Source organism: Methylosinus sp. Sm6, assembly GCF_019802345.1.
GTDB lineage: Bacteria > Pseudomonadota > Alphaproteobacteria > Rhizobiales > Beijerinckiaceae > Methylosinus.
This window is the reverse complement of sequence record NZ_JAINDZ010000026.1, coordinates 1-15442: the sequence shown is the minus strand read 5'-3', so window position 1 is coordinate 15442 and position 15442 is coordinate 1. Positions and strand designations below refer to the sequence as shown.

General features: G+C 65.7%; 12 protein-coding genes. 6 read left to right on the top strand and 6 right to left on the bottom strand.

Annotation, left to right across the window (positions count from 1 at the left end):
* Positions 1-82: 82 nt before the first annotated feature.
* A complete protein-coding gene (gene carB, locus K3F48_RS16390) occupies positions 83-3568 on the bottom strand; it encodes a carbamoyl-phosphate synthase large subunit (protein ID WP_222576507.1) in 3486 nt (1161 codons plus the stop codon).
* A gap of 438 nt (positions 3569-4006) precedes the next feature.
* On the opposite strand from carB, the gene K3F48_RS16385 reads away from it, so the two are divergent.
* The gene (locus K3F48_RS16385; RefSeq protein ID WP_222576506.1) at positions 4007-4663 is read left to right on the top strand and encodes a hypothetical protein; all 657 of its coding nucleotides are present in this window, start codon (positions 4007-4009) and stop codon (positions 4661-4663) included.
* 79 nt (positions 4664-4742) lie between these two features.
* Here the strand turns inward: K3F48_RS16385 and K3F48_RS16380 are convergent, their stop codons facing one another.
* Both K3F48_RS16380 and K3F48_RS16375 read right to left on the bottom strand, forming a co-directional pair.
* A complete protein-coding gene (locus tag K3F48_RS16380; protein ID WP_222576505.1) occupies positions 4743-5168 on the bottom strand; it encodes a hypothetical protein in 426 nt (141 codons plus the stop codon).
* A gap of 135 nt (positions 5169-5303) precedes the next feature.
* Positions 5304-5540, bottom strand: a complete 237-nt coding sequence (locus K3F48_RS16375) for a hypothetical protein (RefSeq protein WP_222576504.1) — start codon at positions 5538-5540, stop codon at positions 5304-5306.
* Positions 5541-6381: 841 nt separating this feature from the next.
* On the opposite strand from K3F48_RS16375, the gene K3F48_RS16370 reads away from it, so the two are divergent.
* Positions 6382-7896: an AAA family ATPase gene (locus tag K3F48_RS16370; protein WP_222576503.1), complete on the top strand. Its 1515-nt coding sequence runs from the start codon at positions 6382-6384 to the stop codon at positions 7894-7896.
* Positions 7897-7911: 15 nt separating this feature from the next.
* Here the strand turns inward: K3F48_RS16370 and K3F48_RS16365 are convergent, their stop codons facing one another.
* The 3 genes from K3F48_RS16365 to queF form a co-directional block, all read right to left on the bottom strand.
* Complete coding sequence (locus K3F48_RS16365) at positions 7912-8334, bottom strand: hypothetical protein (RefSeq protein WP_222576502.1); 423 nt, start codon at positions 8332-8334, stop codon at positions 7912-7914.
* A 20-nt stretch (positions 8335-8354) separates the two neighbouring features.
* Entirely contained in the window at positions 8355-8759 is a 405-nt protein-coding gene (gene rplS / locus K3F48_RS16360) for a 50S ribosomal protein L19 (protein ID WP_222576501.1), read from the bottom strand.
* A gap of 131 nt (positions 8760-8890) precedes the next feature.
* On the bottom strand, positions 8891-9352 hold the full coding sequence (gene queF, locus K3F48_RS16355) for a preQ(1) synthase (RefSeq protein ID WP_222576500.1): 462 nt from the start codon (positions 9350-9352) through the stop codon (positions 8891-8893).
* Between the two features lie 111 nt (positions 9353-9463).
* On the opposite strand from queF, the gene K3F48_RS16350 reads away from it, so the two are divergent.
* The 4 genes from K3F48_RS16350 (at position 9464) to K3F48_RS16335 (ending at position 15173) form a co-directional block, all read left to right on the top strand.
* Positions 9464-10270, top strand: coding sequence for a TOBE domain-containing protein (locus tag K3F48_RS16350; protein ID WP_222576499.1), 807 nt, complete (start codon positions 9464-9466; stop codon positions 10268-10270).
* Positions 10271-10352: 82 nt separating this feature from the next.
* Positions 10353-11681, top strand: coding sequence for an ABC transporter substrate-binding protein (locus K3F48_RS16345; protein ID WP_222576498.1), 1329 nt, complete (start codon positions 10353-10355; stop codon positions 11679-11681).
* Positions 11678-12991, top strand: coding sequence for a di-heme oxidoredictase family protein (locus K3F48_RS16340; protein WP_370631437.1), 1314 nt, complete (start codon positions 11678-11680; stop codon positions 12989-12991). The genes K3F48_RS16345 and K3F48_RS16340 overlap by 4 nt, the downstream gene beginning before the upstream one ends.
* A 28-nt stretch (positions 12992-13019) precedes the next feature.
* Entirely contained in the window at positions 13020-15173 is a 2154-nt protein-coding gene (locus K3F48_RS16335) for a TonB-dependent receptor (protein ID WP_255609185.1), read from the top strand.
* Positions 15174-15442: the final 269 nt, after the last annotated feature.

Genomic DNA, 15442 nt, shown 5'->3' with positions numbered 1-15442 from the left:
CGAACCTTCTCGAACATGAACGTTCCGCGGATGCGGCGGCCGAATTTTTCAGGCTTGCGCGCGCCCGGCCGGGGCGCGTCAGTCACGCGAAATAGTCCTGCAGGGCGCGGACTTCGAGATCTCCCGATACATAGGCCCTGATGCTCTGAGCCGCCGCGATCGCGCCGGCGAGCGTCGTATAATAGGGCACTTTATGCAATAGCGCAGCTTGGCGCAAGGAACGTGAATCGGCCAGCGCCTGAGCGCCCTCCGTCGTGTTGAAGACGAGCTGGACCGAGCCGTTCTTGATCGCGTCGACGATATGCGGGCGGCCTTCCGAGACCTTGTTGAGCTTTTGCGCCGGCACGCCGTTCTCGGCGAGATAGCGCGCCGTGCCGCCTGTCGCCACGACGGCGAAACCGAGCTCGGCGAGCAGCCGCACGGAGGGCAGCATGCGCGGCTTGTCGGCGTCGCGCACCGAGACGAACAAAGTCCCCTGGCGCGGCACCTTCGTCCCGCCGCCGAGCTGGCTCTTGGCGAAGGCCGCCTCGAAGCTGCGGTCGAGTCCGATGACCTCGCCGGTCGAGCGCATCTCCGGGCCGAGCACGGTGTCGACGCCGGGAAAGCGCGCGAAGGGAAACACCGATTCCTTGACGCCGACATGATTCGGCGTCGGCCGCGGCAGGCCGAAGCCCGCGAGCTTCTCGCCGGCCATGATGCGCGCCGCGATCTTGGCGATCGGCGCGCCGATCACCTTGGCGACGAAGGGCACCGTGCGCGAGGCGCGCGGATTGACCTCGAGCACATAGAGCTCCCCGTCCTTCAGCGCGAATTGCACATTCATCAGGCCGACGACGCCGAGCGCCTTGGCGAGCAGGATCGTCTGCCGCTCGAGCTCGGCCACGGTCTCCGCCGAAAGCGAGCGCGGCGGCAGCGAGCAGGCCGAATCGCCCGAATGAATGCCGGCCTCCTCGATATGCTCCATCACGCCGGCGATGGCGGCGCTCTCGCCATCGGCGACACAGTCCACGTCGACTTCTATAGCATCGGTCAGATAGCGGTCGAACAGCAGCGGATTGCGGCCGAGCACCGTGTTGATCTGCCCGGTCTTGTCATTGGGATAGCGCGCCTTGATCTCGGACGGCACCAGGCTCGGCAGCGTGCCGAGCAGATAATCGTCGAGCGTGTTCTGGTCGCGGATGATCGCCATGGCGCGCCCGCCGAGCACATAAGAGGGCCGGACGACGAGCGGCAGGCCGAGCTCGCCGGCGACGAGCCGCGACTGCTCCACCGAATAGGCGATGCCGTTCCTGGGCTGCTTCAGGCCGAGCTTGTCGAGCAGGCGCTTGAAGCGGTCGCGGTCCTCGGCGAGATCGATCGAATCGACCGGCGTGCCGAGGATCGGCAGACCCGCCGAATTCAGCGTATGGGCGAGCTTCAGCGGCGTCTGCCCGCCATATTGGACGATGACGCCGTGCAGCGTTCCATTGCTGCGCTCGACGTCGAGTATCTCTTCCACATCTTCGGCGGTCAGCGGCTCGAAATAGAGTCGATCCGATGTGTCGTAATCCGTCGACACCGTCTCCGGATTGCAATTGATCATGATCGTCTCGAAGCCGGCGTCGGCGAGCGCGAAGCAGGCGTGGCAGCAGCAATAGTCGAATTCTATGCCCTGGCCGATGCGGTTCGGCCCGCCGCCGAGAATGACCACCTTGCGCCGATCGGACGGCCGCGCCTCACTGGCGGGCGCGCCGATGAAGGGAGTCTCATAGGTCGAATACATATAGGCGGTGGGCGAGGCGAATTCCGCCGCGCAAGTGTCGATGCGCTTATAGACCGGACGCACGTCCAGCGCGCGGCGCGCGGCGCGCACGCCCTTCTCGGCCTCGCCGGCGAGCGTCGCGAGGCGCGCGTCGGAGAAGCCGGCGAATTTCAGCGCGCGAAAATTCTCGGCGTCCTTGGGCAGACCGAACTTGCGCACTTTGTTCTCGAGCGCGACGATCTCCGCGATGCGCGCGATGAACCAGGGATCGATCTTGCAGGCCTCGTGAATCTCCTGCGCGCTCATGCCGAGGCGCAGCGCCTGGCCGACGACGAGCAGGCGGTCCGGCGTCGGCGTGCCGAGCGCGGCGCGCAGCACATTCATATCGTCGCCGCGGCCCAATCCCTCGATCTCGATCTCGTCGAGCCCGGAGAGCCCAGTCTCCAGCGAGCGCAGCGCCTTTTGCAGGCTCTCGGCGAAATTGCGCCCGATCGCCATGGCCTCGCCGACCGATTTCATCGCCGTCGTCAGCACCGGCTCGGCGCCGGGGAATTTCTCGAAGGCGAAGCGCGGAATCTTGGTGACGATGTAATCGATCGTCGGCTCGAAGGAGGCCGGCGTCGCGCCTCCCGTTATGTCATTGGCGATCTCGTCCAGCGTGTAGCCGACGGCGAGCTTGGCCGCGACCTTGGCGATGGGAAAGCCGGTCGCCTTGGACGCCAGCGCCGAGGAGCGCGAGACGCGCGGATTCATCTCGATGACGATCATGCGCCCGGTCGCGGGGTCGACGGCGAATTGCACATTCGACCCGCCGGTCTCGACGCCGATCTCGCGCAACACGGCGATCGAGGCGTCGCGCATGATCTGATATTCTTTATCCGTCAGCGTCAGCGCCGGGGCGACGGTGATCGAATCGCCGGTATGCACGCCCATCGGATCGATGTTCTCGATCGAGCAGACGATGATGCAATTGTCCGCTTTGTCGCGGACCACCTCCATCTCATATTCCTTCCAGCCGATGACGCTCTCTTCGATCAGCACCTCGGTGGTCGGCGAGGCGTCCAGCCCCCGCTCGATGATATCGATGAACTCGGCCTTGTTATACGCGATGCCGCCGCCGGTGCCGGCGAGCGTGAAGGACGGCCGGATGATCGCCGGCAGGCCTATATCCTCGAGCGCCTCCAGCGCCTCGGTCAGGCCCTTGGAAATGTAGCGCCGCTTGCGCTCGGGCTCGTCGGCCTCCCAGCGGCGGCGGATGTCGGCGATCGCCTTCCTCTTCTGGTCCTCCGGCAGCGGGCCGGCCTCGATCTCGGCGATCTCGGCGTTGCGCCTCGCTTTGTCGGCGGTCTTCAGATCGGTGGCGTTGGCGAGGCGCGAGCGCGGCGTCTCGAGGCCGATTTTCGTCATCGCCTCGCGGAACAATTCGCGATCCTCGGCCTTGTCGATGGCCTTGGCGTCGGCGCCGATCATCTCGACGTCGAATTTTTCGAGCATGCCCATGCGCTCCAGCGAGAGCGCGCAGTTCAAGGCCGTCTGCCCGCCCATGGTCGGCAGAAGGGCGAAGCCGCCGGGAATGGCGTAGCGCTCCTTCTCGATGATCTTGGCGACGATCTCGGGCGTTATGGGCTCGACATAGGTCCGATCCGCCATATCGGGATCGGTCATGATGGTGGCGGGATTGGAGTTGACGAGGACGATCCGATAGCCCTCGGCGCGCAACGCCTTGCAGGCCTGGGTTCCCGAATAGTCGAACTCGCAGGCCTGGCCGATGACGATGGGGCCGGCGCCGATGATCAGAATGGTCGATATGTCGGTTCGTTTCGGCATGTCGGTCCGTCTGTCATCCTTTCTTCGCCTTGCCCTGCTCCAAAACAGCCGGGGCCGCCTCGGCATGAGGGACAAGCGCGCGTCCTGCCGCCGACCGCCGTCTTTCGTGCGGGCGCGCACAAAAAAAGGCCGCGCCGCAGCCTTTTCAAGGTTCAGCGCGCCCTCCGTGAGACGAGATCGAGCAGGGCGAACGGCCCGGCCCGGCGGTCGAGCGTGTGTTAGACGAGAATCCGCGGCAGGGGAAGGGGGCGCGGCGACGCTCTCATGACGATCGGGAACGGACCGCGATCCCCGCGGGCCGCGGAATCGGCGCAGCAGACGCTCGATCGACGCCTGTCGACGGAGGCGCGCAGCGGTGGACAACAAGCTCAGCCGCATTATCTGCTGGCGGCATGCTCGATGACGAGAGCCACATCGCGAAACAGGGCGGAGTGTCGCATGGAGAAAAAGGCCGAACACCGCACATCCGCAACCCCGGAGGCCGATTACGACAAGCTCGGCCGCGACGCGCTGATCGCGCTGCTGCGCAGCGCGCTCCAGCAGCGCGACGAGGTGATCTCCAAATATGAGGCGATGGCCTATCAGGTCGACGAATCGACCCGGGAGATCGACGACGCCGTGCTGGCCGCGCGCCGCGAGGCCGCACAGGCCGAGAAGAACGAGCGTCACGCGGAGGAAGAGGAGGCGATCGTCGCCAAGCTCGAGCGGCTTCTCGACGCGGAACGCGGCAAGAACGCCGCGCTCGCCGCCGATTTCGCCCGTTATCGCGAGCAGATGGCGAAAACGCCGGTCGAGGACCCGTGGGGCCATCTCTGGCGCGCCCTGTCGCAGATCGGCGCCGACGGCGTCGCCTGGATGCGGGCGAAAATCCCGCCGGACAGCAAGATGCTGCCCTGGTTCGACCGGGTCGTCGAAGGCGTCGAGACGGCCGGCCGAACCGCCTGCCAATGGGGCGTCGCCGCCTATGATTGGGCGAAACCGCGCGCGATCGAGCTCTACCAATGGGGAAAACCGCGCGCGATCGAGGGTTATAGATGGGCGCGCGGCGAGATCGAGCGGCGGATGGGGAAGGGACCAGGGACTTCGGGCCCCTGAGCCGACCGCTACGCTAGTGCGTTCTTTCGTTTGAGCGAATTCTGATTGATCGAACGATTCCGTTCGATCGGAAAGCGCTCTAATCGACAACGACGATGCCCGCCGCGTTCAGCTCGAGCACGGCGCGCTCGAACGACTGCACCCGATCTCGCGCGAGCTTCTTGTGATCCGCGGTCGCATGGCCGTCAGATTCGATGTCCGCCAATTGAGACTTGGCGTCGGCCAAGCCCTGTCTCGCTCTCCTGAGCAGATCGTGCCGCGTGCGCTCGGCTTTCCGAAATTTCCACCAAGTCGCGGTCTCGGACTCCAGAAATGTCCAAACTTTCAAGAGGACGACGCCGATCGAAGGGGCCGCGACGATGAGCAGGCTCTTCCATTGCGGATTCTCGACGAATGTATTCGCCAAATAGGCGATCATGCCTCCGCCCCCGCCCGTCACGGCGAGCTGCGCTGTCGTGACGGGCGGCTTTTCCGGCGAGGCTTCCGAAGGCGCCGCGCCCAGCAATGGCGAGCTCGTCCGAGGAGCCGGCCTTCAAGCTCGGCAATTCGATTGTTTCGTGTTCGGTCATTGTCGAGCCTGAAAATCAGGCCGCATTTCGAACGGCCGGTGATGACTGCAATTTCACGCCAGGGAATCGTTTCAAATGCCTACGAACTCGCGTTCCCGGCGGTTTCCGTCCTCTTCCTTCCAGGCTCCGACGTGCATTCCAGATCTTTTGGCCTCGGTTGCCGCGCTCAGAAACTCGATTGCGAACCTCAGCACGTCGGCTTTCGACGACTCGTTCTCGGCGGCAATGCGATCCACGATCGCATTCAAGCGCTGAGAAAGATCGAGCGTCAGTCTTACCCTGGCCGCTTCGGGCGAGATGCTCTTCACTGGCTCCTTCGACATTGGGTAGTCCCTTTCTCCTCCTCACAGCACATATCGTTCCTTATTTTCGGCTGTGACTGCCCGGTCTCCGACGACGTAGTTTATGCCGATTGTGTGTTAGATCGGCATAAGTAGGACTCCGGCAAGGCACCCAAGGTCGATTTTTTTTGCTAGGAAATTCAGTCATTCACGTTCCTCCGAAAGTTGCAGCCACGAAACGCCTCTTATGGCATTCGCCCGGATTATATGTGGATAAAAGGCGGAAAAAGTCAACCAAATTACCGCCGATATGGTTGACGATCGGCGTGTCGCGTCTATGTTACGTGCTGCGGCAACGGGCTTGAATGCGGAGGCAGGCACATGGAATGCGTTCGCTGGACGGATGTTTTCGACGGTTTGGACGTTCACCCCTCAGCCGCGATTCAAATCACGAGCCTTTCAGCTGAAGATTATGAGTTGGCGACCTCGGACATTACGGAATTCTTCGAGGTTTCAATGACGATGATACGCACACAATAAAAGCATATATGTACTTTAGTCAAGATATCTCCGGCCTTACTGATCTAGATAATTTTCTATGTGGGAGATTTTCTACGATTTCTGTCAAATGGGAGCACACATTTTTCAAGGTAAACCGGAAATAATTCGGACATATTAGGATACAACATTTACAAATGCTGCGTCCACGTTAATTTGCCTCCGCCATCAGTTGGTCGTTGTTTCTGTAACGAAAGACCGAAGATCACCCGATGGACTTGCTTTGCCCGCCAGGGGTGAGACAGGCCGCCGCTTTGCCTCCGCGGCGCCTCGTCCATATGATGCCCGCGAGCAGGCGGGAATCACCATCATGAGCTTCGGCGCGCAGGACGAGACGGTCCGCTTCCTCATGGCGCGAGGAGAGAGCGCTGGCGCGCCGATCGTCACCCATATCTCGATTGTCGTGCTGACGCGGGACCGCGCCTATAAGCTCAAGCGCGACGTCGTCTTTCCTTATCTCGACTTCCACACGCCGCAGATCCGGCTCGCCATGTGCCGGCGCGAGCATGAGCTGAATCGCCGGCTGGCGCCCTCGCTCTATCTCGGCGCGCGGCGCATCACGCGCGAGAGCGACGGCTCGCTCGCCTTCGACGGGACGGGCGATCTCGTCGACGCCGTCGTCGAAATGCGCCGTTTCGACGAGGACGCGCTGCTCGACCGCCTCGCGCTCGACGGGCGCCTCACGACGGCGCTGATCGAAAGGCTCGCCTCTCGCCTCGCCGCCTTCCACGACAGCGCCGAGGTCGATCGCGCGCACGGCGGCGGCGCGGTCATGGCCACGCTGCTCGATCTCGGCGAAGCGAGCTCGCTCGCCAAATCGCCGGCGGTCGGCGCGGACGAGCGCATCGCGCTGGCGGAAGGGCTGCGCGATGCGGCGCTCCGGCATGGCGCCCTTCTCGACCGGCGGCGCGACGACGGCAAGGTGCGCCGCTGCCACGGCGATCTCACGCTGCGCAATATCTGTGTCGTCGACGGCGAGCCGACGCCCTTCGACTGCATCGAATTTTCCGACGATCTGGCGACGATCGACATTCTCTACGATCTCGCCTTCCTGCTGATGGATCTGACGCGGCGCGGCGCCCATTCGCTCGCGGCCTCGGCGCTGAACCGCTACCTCGACGCCCGCGACGAGACGGACGGCCTGCCGCTGCTGCCCTTCTTCATGGCGCTGCGCGCGGCGATCCGCGCCGATGTGGCGGCGGCCCGCGCCGTCGAGCGCGACGCCGGCGCCGTCGCGGCCAATGCGGAGACGCGCGACTATTTCGATCTCGCCTCAACGCTGCTGCGTCCCGCGCCGCCGCGCATCGTCGCCATCGGCGGGCTCAGCGGAACCGGCAAATCGAGCGTCGCCGCGGCGCTCGCGCCGCTGCTCGGCGCGGCGCCGGGCGCGCGCGTGCTCTCCAGCGACCGGCTGCGCAAGCGCCTCTGCGGCGTCGCGCCGACGACGCGGCTGCCGCCGGACGCCTATGCGCCCGAAACATCGGCGCGCGTGTATGCGCTGCTGCGCGGCGAAGCGGCGCGCGTCGCCGGCGCCGGCGCCGGATGGAGCGTCGTCGTCGACGCCGTGCACGCCCGCCCCGACGAGCGCGCCGCAATCGAGGCCGAAGCGCATCGATGCGGCGTTCCCTTCGCCGGCTTCTGGCTCGAGGCCGACGCCTCGCTCGCCGAGCAGCGTGTCGCGGCGCGCCGCGACGATGTCTCCGATGCGACGGCGACAGTGCTTGCCGAGCAGCGCCGCTATGAGCTCGGCGAGATGGGGTGGACGCGCATCGACGCGTCCCGCGCCGTGGATGCGATCGCCCGCGACATTGCCGGGCGAGCCTGACGGCTCGCCCGGCCATCAGAACAGCAGATTTCTGCGCATGATCGTCCAGGTCGAGAGCGCGTCCGGAATTTCCGTCAGCTGCTCGACGCAGAATTGCGCGAAGGGCGACGCGTCGCCGACGAGGATCGAGGCCAGCGACGCGTCGCGCGCCGGCATGATGTGGCGCGGCACGCTGGAGCCGATCACGAAAGCCTCGTCGAAGGGACGCAGCGCATCGACCGCCTCGGCGATCGGCGCGCCGTCGAACAGCCACGCGACGCGATCGGCGACGCCGAGGCGCTCGAGCACGTCAGCGCCCGCCGCTTCATCGGCGACGACGACATGACGCCAGCCAGCCGTGGAGAGAGTCTCCATCGCATCGAGCGCGCCTTCCGCGAGCCGAACATCCGGATCGCGCGACGCGAGGGCGTCGAGCGCCCAGAACAATAGCCTGCTCATTTGGCCAGCGGCTCGCGTCGTCACTCGGCGGCGGGCGCGGCCTTCTCTTTGGTCTTGGCCTTGGTGTCGATGCGCTCGGCGATGCGAGCCGACTTGCCGCGGCGATCGCGCAGATAATAGAGCTTGGCGCGGCGCACCTTGCCGCGGCGCACCAGCTTGACCGACTCCACCAGCGGCGAGTGGATCGGGAACACGCGCTCGACGCCCTCGCCGTAAGAAATCTTGCGGACCGTGAAGCTCTCGTTGAGGCCGCCGCCCTGGCGCGAGATCACCACGCCCTCATAGGCCTGGATGCGCGAACGGTCGCCTTCCTTGACCTTCACATTGACGATGACGGTGTCGCCGGGACGGAATTCCGGAATGGCCTTGCCTTGGAGGAGGCGGGCGGATTGCTCGGCGTCGAGCTGCTCGATGATGGAGGGCATGAAATCGACTCCTGCCGTTTCGCCTTCGCCGCGTCGACGGAGAGGCGAGCGTTTCGGGACGCTGTTTTGATTTGGACGCGCCGCCATACACGAGGCGGAGCCGATTGTCGAGGGCGCGCGCCGCCTTCCGCTCAGCCGCGCCCGCGATAGGGCGGCACGCCCTGATCCGGCAGCCACAGCCCCTGCGGCGGCTCTCCCGTCTGCCAGAACACGTCGATCGGAATGCCGCCGCGCGGATACCAATAGCCGCCGATCCGCAGCCACCGCGGCGCGAGCGACGCGACGAGATCCTTGGCGATGCGCAGCGTGCAATCCTCGTGAAAGGCCCCGTGGTTACGAAAGCTGCCGAGATAGAGCTTCAACGATTTGGATTCCACCAGCCACTCGGCGGGAGCATAATCGATGACGATGTGAGCGAAATCGGGCTGCCCGGTCACTGGGCAGAGCGAGGTGAACTCGGGCGCCGCGAAGCGCACGAGATAAACCTCGGAAGGATGCGGATTGGCGACGAGGTCGAGCTCGGCCTCGTCGGGCGAGGCCGGAAGCTCGGCCTTTCGCCCGAGCAATTCGGCGCCTTTGTGCGTCTTGGTCATGCGCCGGTTCGATCCGAAGGCGGGCGCGCGGTCAAGAAAAATCCGCGCGGCGCGGTTTGATGCGGAAGGGCGCCGGAGTATAGTCCTGCGCCGAAGCGGAAGAGAACAAGCATGACCGAAAACAAGATCGACGCCCTGCTGGCGTTGCGCCGCGAGGGTCGCTTTCTGGTCGGGCGCGATCGCATCAAGCTGCTGGAGGCCGTCGCCGAGCACGGCAGCATCACCAAGGCGGCCAAGGCGGTCGGCTTCAGCTACAAGACCGCCTGGGACGCGGTGAACTCGATCAACAATCTGCTGCCCAGCCCGGCCTTCGTGACCAAGGCCGGCGGGCGCTCGGGCGGCGGCGCCGAGGTGACGGAAGAAGGGCGCCGGCTCATCGCCACCTTCCACCGGCTCGAGGAGCGGCTGTCGCGCATCTCCTCGCTGATCGCCGAGGAGGGGCTCGAGGATCAGGACGATTTTCTGCTCTGGAGCGTCGGCCTCAAGATTTCCGCCCGCAATGTCTTTCAGACGGAGGTCGTGCAGGTGAAGCGCTGGCCGGTCGACGTCGAGGTCACGCTGCGCGTGTCGCCGGACGCGTACATCCTGTCCATCGTCACCAATGACGCCGCCGACGAGTTGAGCCTCCAGCCCGGGCGCAAGGCGCTGGCGCTGATCAAATCCTCCTTCGTCAATCTCGCCCCCGCCGATCTCGCCGGCGCCGAGCCGCCGGCGAGCGGCATGCGCAACCGTTTCGCCGGAATCGTCCGGCGCCGCATCGACGCCGAACGCAACAGCGAGGTTCTGCTCGACATCGGCGCCGGCAAGACGATGAGTTCCGTCGTCCCGCGTCAAACCGCCGAAGACCTCTCTATCGCCGAGGGCGACAAGATCGTCGCCACGTTCAAGCCCTCGGATGTGATCCTCGCGGTCGACTGACCGATTTCCGATAAGCAGATCGGCGCGTTTTGAGGCGCCTCTGTCGATTGACAGGCCGGCGAAAGCGTATTTAATTTCCGTTATGCAACGCAGATGCATATCGGCCCTCATCCGCCCCAGCCGGCGCGCGCTTCTCGCCGGAGCGCCCGCAGCGCTCGGCGCGGCTCTCCTCTCGCGCGCCGCCGAGACCGTGGTGGTCGCCACCAGCTTTCCGGAAGAGCTGACCACACACTACGAGGTCGAGTTCGAAAAGGCGCATCCGGGACTTCACGTTCAATTTGTCTGGAAACAGTCGCGCGACGCGCTCGCCTTGCTGAGCCAGCCGGAGCAAGGCGGCGTCGACGTCTATTGGGCCCCATCGCTCGGCAATTTCCCTATATTGCGAGACCACGGAGCCTTCCGCCCCCTGCCGGTCGATCGCGCCGTTCTGCCGGGCCGTCTCGGCGCCCAGCCGATCTCCGATTCGAAGGGCATGTTCGAGGCCTATGACCTCGCCGGCTATGGGATCGTCTATGATCCGGCCGCGCTCGCCGTCCTCGGCCTCGCCGCGCCTCGGCGCTGGAGCGATCTCGCCGCGCCGGCCTTCGCGGGGCGCGTCGTCATCCCGCTCGCCGGCAAGGTCGGCTTCTCGCCGGCGCTCTATGACATCATCCTGCAGGCCGAGGGATGGGAGCGCGGCTGGTCGCTGCTGTGCGAGATCGCCGGCGGCGCGGAGCTCGCGAGCTCGGGCCCCGGACCGACCGGAGCCGTCAGAGAGGGCCGCGCCGCGCTCGGCCTCACCATCGATTTTCTGGCGCTGGGCGCGCAGGCCAATGGCGCGAAGATCGGCTTCGCCTATCCCGAGCGCACCGCCTTTCTGCCCGGCCATATCGCGATCACGACCGCAACGCGGCGTCCCGAGGCGGCGCGCGCCTTCGTCGATTTCGCGCTCTCGACGAAAGGACAGCGGCTGCTGATGGAGGCCGACAGCAGCCGCCATCCGGCGCGGCCGGACGCCTATGCCGGCCATGCCGAACGCATCGTCGATCCGTTCTCCCTGCCGCCGGACTCCTTTTTCGCCTATGACGCCGAGATCGGCCGCCGCCGGCCCAGCCTCGTCAGCGTTCTGTTCGGTCTCGCCATCGCCGAGCGCCACGCCGAGACGGTCGCGCTCTGGCGCGCTCTCCACGCGGCCGAGGCGCGACTGGCTGCTGCGCCGGAGGCTGGCGCGGCCGAAATCGCCGCCAAAGCGCGCAGGCTCGCGGGCTTCGTCCCGCTCTCGATCGCGGAGGCTTCGGACCCCGCTCTGCTCGACCGCTTCAGCGGACGCGAGCTGAAGGACCCCGAGCTCGCCGCGCGCTGGCGCGCCGAGATCGGCGCCGCGCGCGCCGAGGCGACGCGGCTGCTCGCCTCGCTCGACGCGCGGCTGTGAGACCCCTTCTCGCGGCGCTGGCGCTGGTCCTGCTCATGGCCGGCGCGCCTTACGAACATTCGGCGCTCGATGGCGAGGTCTTCTCCCGGCCTCTTCCCGGGCTCGATCCGGCCTTCCCGCGCGCCTTCGGCGAGGGCGCCGGCCTGTTCCGTCACGCCTGGGTCGTCGGCCCTTCGGTCGACTCGTCCGAGCTGACCGGCCTCGGCCCGCTCTACAACCGCCTCTCCTGCGTCGCCTGCCATGTGAAGAACGGCCGCGGCCCCGCGCCGGACGCCGAGAATGGCGTCGCTCGCGCGATGGTCGTTCGCCTCGGCGTCGCCGGCTCCGACGCCCATGGCGGTCCGCTGCCGCATCCGCTCTATGGCGCGCAGCTCAATCCCGAAGGGATTCCCGGCGTAACGGGAGAAGGCCGCGCCATCCTCGGCTTCGACGAATTCGAGACGCGGCTCGACGACGGCGACATTGTCGCGATGCGCCGCCCCCGTCTCTCCTTCCACGATCTCGCCTATGGGCCGATCGACGCGGAAACCCAGACATCGCTGCGCAATGCGCCTCCCGTCTTCGGCCTCGGCCTGCTCGAGGCCGTGCCGGAAACCGAGATTCTCGCCCATGCGGCGGGCCCGGGCGGCGGCCGGCCGAACCATGTCCACGACATGGCGGCCGGCCGCATCGCGCTCGGCCGCTTCGGCCTCAAGGCCAATCAGCCGAATCTCCGCCAGCAGATCGCCAGCGCCTTCGCCGAGGATATCGGCGTCGCCTCGGCGCTGTTCCCCGACGCCGGCTGCGCGCCCGCGCAGCACGCCTGCCGCAAGGCGGCCGGGGCGGACCCCGAGCTTTCCGAACAGCGGCTCGACGCCGTGCTCGCTTACATGCGCGGCCTCGCCGTTCCGGCGCGTCGCCATATCGACGATGCGCGCGTGCAGCGCGGCGCGGCGCAGTTCGCCGCGCTCGGCTGCTCCTCCTGTCACCGAGAGACGCTGCGGCTCGGCGCCGTCGATTTCGCGCCGGCGCTGAGCGGCTCCGAAATTCATCCCTATACGGACCTGCTGCTGCACGACATGGGCGAAGGCCTCGCCGACGGCCGCGCGGATTTCGAGGCCGGCCCGCGCGACTGGCGCACGCCGCCGCTCTGGGGCCTCGGCCTCGCGGGGCGCTTCGCCGCGACGGGCCTGCTGCACGACGGGCGCGCCCGCACGGCGGCCGAGGCGATCCTCTGGCACGGCGGAGAAGCGCAGGCAGCGCAGCAGCGCTTTCGCGCCCTGCCCCGCGCCGAACGCGAGGCGCTGCTCGCCTTCCTCGACTCTCTTTGACAGCTCTTGCAACCAATCGGGGGATTGGATGATGAAGCACGACGCCACTCCTATCTTCACCTTTGCCGCCGCGAGCGTCGCCGCCATGACAGCGAGCGCCATGACAGCGAGCTTCGCGGCGGAGCAGCCGCAGCCCTTCGATCTCGGGGAGATCCATGTCGGCGCGCAGCGCATGAGCGCGCCCGAGAAGACGACGGTCAAGAAGAAGGACGACGGCCCGGCGCCGCGCCAGACCACCGATTCCTTCGGCGGCACGGTGCTGAGCAATCGGCAGATCGAAACCTATCAGCGCGACTCGCTCGATCGCGCGGTCAATCTCGCGCCCGGCGTCGTCAGCCATTCGACCGGCGGCTCGCGCAACGAGCAGAACATTTATGTGCGCGGCTTCGATCGCTGGCAGGTTCCGCTCACCATCGACGGCGTCCGCGTCTATCTGCCCGCCGACAACCGGCTCGATTTCGCGCGCTTCCTGACGCCCGACATCGCCTCTGTGCAGATCGCCAAAGGCTATGTCTCGGTGCTCGACGGCCCCGGCGGCATGGGCGGCCAGATCAATCTCGTCTCGCGCAAGCCGACCCGCGAGGTCGAGGGCGAATTGCGCACCGGCCTCGAGTTCGGCCGCGACGGAACCTATGAAGGGATCAAGACCTACGGCCTGCTCGGGACGAAGCAGGAGAATTACTATCTCCAGGTCAGCGGCGCCTGGCGCGACCTGCGCGGATGGATGCTGCCGGAGAGCTTTTCGCCCAACGCCACCCAGGGCGAAGGACAGCGGGTCAATTCGGAAGCCTATGATTGGAACGTGAACGCCAAGGCCGGCTACACGCCCAACGCCGCCGACGAATATTCGCTGAGCTTCATTCGTCAGGACGGCAAGAAGAGCGCGCCCTTTCACATCAGCGATCCGATCGCCAGCCAGCGCTATTGGACATGGCCCTACTGGCGCGTGCAGAATCTCTATTTCCTGTCCAACACCAAGCTCGGCGACGACTTCTATCTGAAGACCAAGGCCTATTGGAGCAAGTTCGACAATGGCCTGTTCTCCTTCAACGACGCCGCGCTCGCGACGCAGAAGACACAGAAATCCTTCCGCAGCTATTACACGGACTATGCGCTCGGCGCCGATATCGAGGTCGGCGCCGACATTGCGGGCGTCGACACGCTGAAGATCGCCGGCCATTATCGCTTCGACGAGCACGGAGCCTGGCAGGATTATTATGGCGTGAACGCCTCCGGCGGATCGGCGGGATGCCAGACCAACGTCGTCTGCTTCACCCAGCCGATGGTCTATGCGCAGGAGGACACTTATTCACTGGCGATCGAAAACACTTTCCATCCGACCAAGGACATCGATCTCGTGCAGGGCTTCGCCTATGACTGGCGCCATCTGCGCAAGGCGGAGGATTATGTGATCGGCTCGGGCGTGCTGAGCTATCCGCTGCGGGACATGACGGCGCCCAATTACCAGGGCGCGGCGATCTGGCGCTACAACGACACCGACAAGCTCTATTTCAACGTCTCCGACCGCGAGCGCTTTCCCACTCTGTTCGAACGCTTCAGCACGCGCTTCGGCGGCGCGACCTCCAATCCCTCCTTGAGGCCGGAGCGCGCGATCAATTTCGATCTCGGCTGGTCGAGCGAGTTCGCGCCTGGCGGCCGCATCGCGATCGACGTGTTCCACAGCATCGTCGGCGATCTCATTCAGAGCGTGCCGGTTCCCCGATTCGGCGCCGGCGTCACGCAGAGCCAGAATGTCGGCGACGGCCGCTTCTGGGGCGGCGAGATTTCGGTCGATTACGCGCCGGCGGAGAATTTCTCGATCGGCGGCAATCTCACCTTGATGCGCCGAAGCGTCGTCGCGCCCTATATCGCCAATTTCCAGCCGATCGGCGTGCCGGACGCCAAAATGTTCCTCTTTGCCGCCTATCGGCCGATCGCGGAGCTCACTCTATCGCCGAATGTCGAGATGGAAAGCAATCGCTGGACCTCGAACACGAGCGGCTCGCTCTATTATCGGACCGGGGCCTTCTTCCTGTTCAACATGCAGGCGGATTATCAGATCCACGAGAATTTGAAGCTCACGGCCGGCGTGCGCAATCTGTTCGATACCGCCTATACGCTGACCGATGGCTTCCCCGAGCCGGGCCGCAGCTTCTATCTCGGCGCGAAGACGACATTCTGACCGGCGATCCGACGGAATAGCCGAGCCATATGGATTTCCGGTCCGCGCTTCGGCCGCTTGCCAAAGCGCGCCCTATTCCCGATAGTCCGGTCGATCATTAGATCTGTTCCGATCCGATAGGATCGGAACGTTTCTCGAACCTTCGATGAAGCGCGGTGTCTGCTCCCTCTCCCGCGCAGCCTAAGGGAGTCACACATTTCCAGGAGGCCGTCATGGCCGGGCTCGTCCCGGCCATCCACGCCGCAACGCCGCGGTTTCTCGCAAATTCA

Excerpts from the sequence above, each read along its gene's own strand:
- K3F48_RS16335 (WP_255609185.1), top strand. The coding sequence starts at position 13,020 with ATGATGAAGCACGACGCCACTCCTATCTTCACCTTTGCCGCCGCGAGC.
- K3F48_RS16365 (WP_222576502.1), bottom strand. The coding sequence starts at position 8,334 with ATGAGCAGGCTATTGTTCTGGGCGCTCGACGCCCTCGCGTCGCGCGAT.
- carB (WP_222576507.1), bottom strand. The coding sequence starts at position 3,568 with ATGCCGAAACGAACCGACATATCGACCATTCTGATCATCGGCGCCGGC.
- K3F48_RS16385 (WP_222576506.1), top strand. The coding sequence starts at position 4,007 with ATGGAGAAAAAGGCCGAACACCGCACATCCGCAACCCCGGAGGCCGAT.
- K3F48_RS16345 (WP_222576498.1), top strand. The coding sequence starts at position 10,353 with ATGCAACGCAGATGCATATCGGCCCTCATCCGCCCCAGCCGGCGCGCG.
- K3F48_RS16350 (WP_222576499.1), top strand. The coding sequence starts at position 9,464 with ATGACCGAAAACAAGATCGACGCCCTGCTGGCGTTGCGCCGCGAGGGT.
- queF (WP_222576500.1), bottom strand. The coding sequence starts at position 9,352 with ATGACCAAGACGCACAAAGGCGCCGAATTGCTCGGGCGAAAGGCCGAG.
- K3F48_RS16370 (WP_222576503.1), top strand. The coding sequence starts at position 6,382 with ATGAGCTTCGGCGCGCAGGACGAGACGGTCCGCTTCCTCATGGCGCGA.
- rplS (WP_222576501.1), bottom strand. The coding sequence starts at position 8,759 with ATGCCCTCCATCATCGAGCAGCTCGACGCCGAGCAATCCGCCCGCCTC.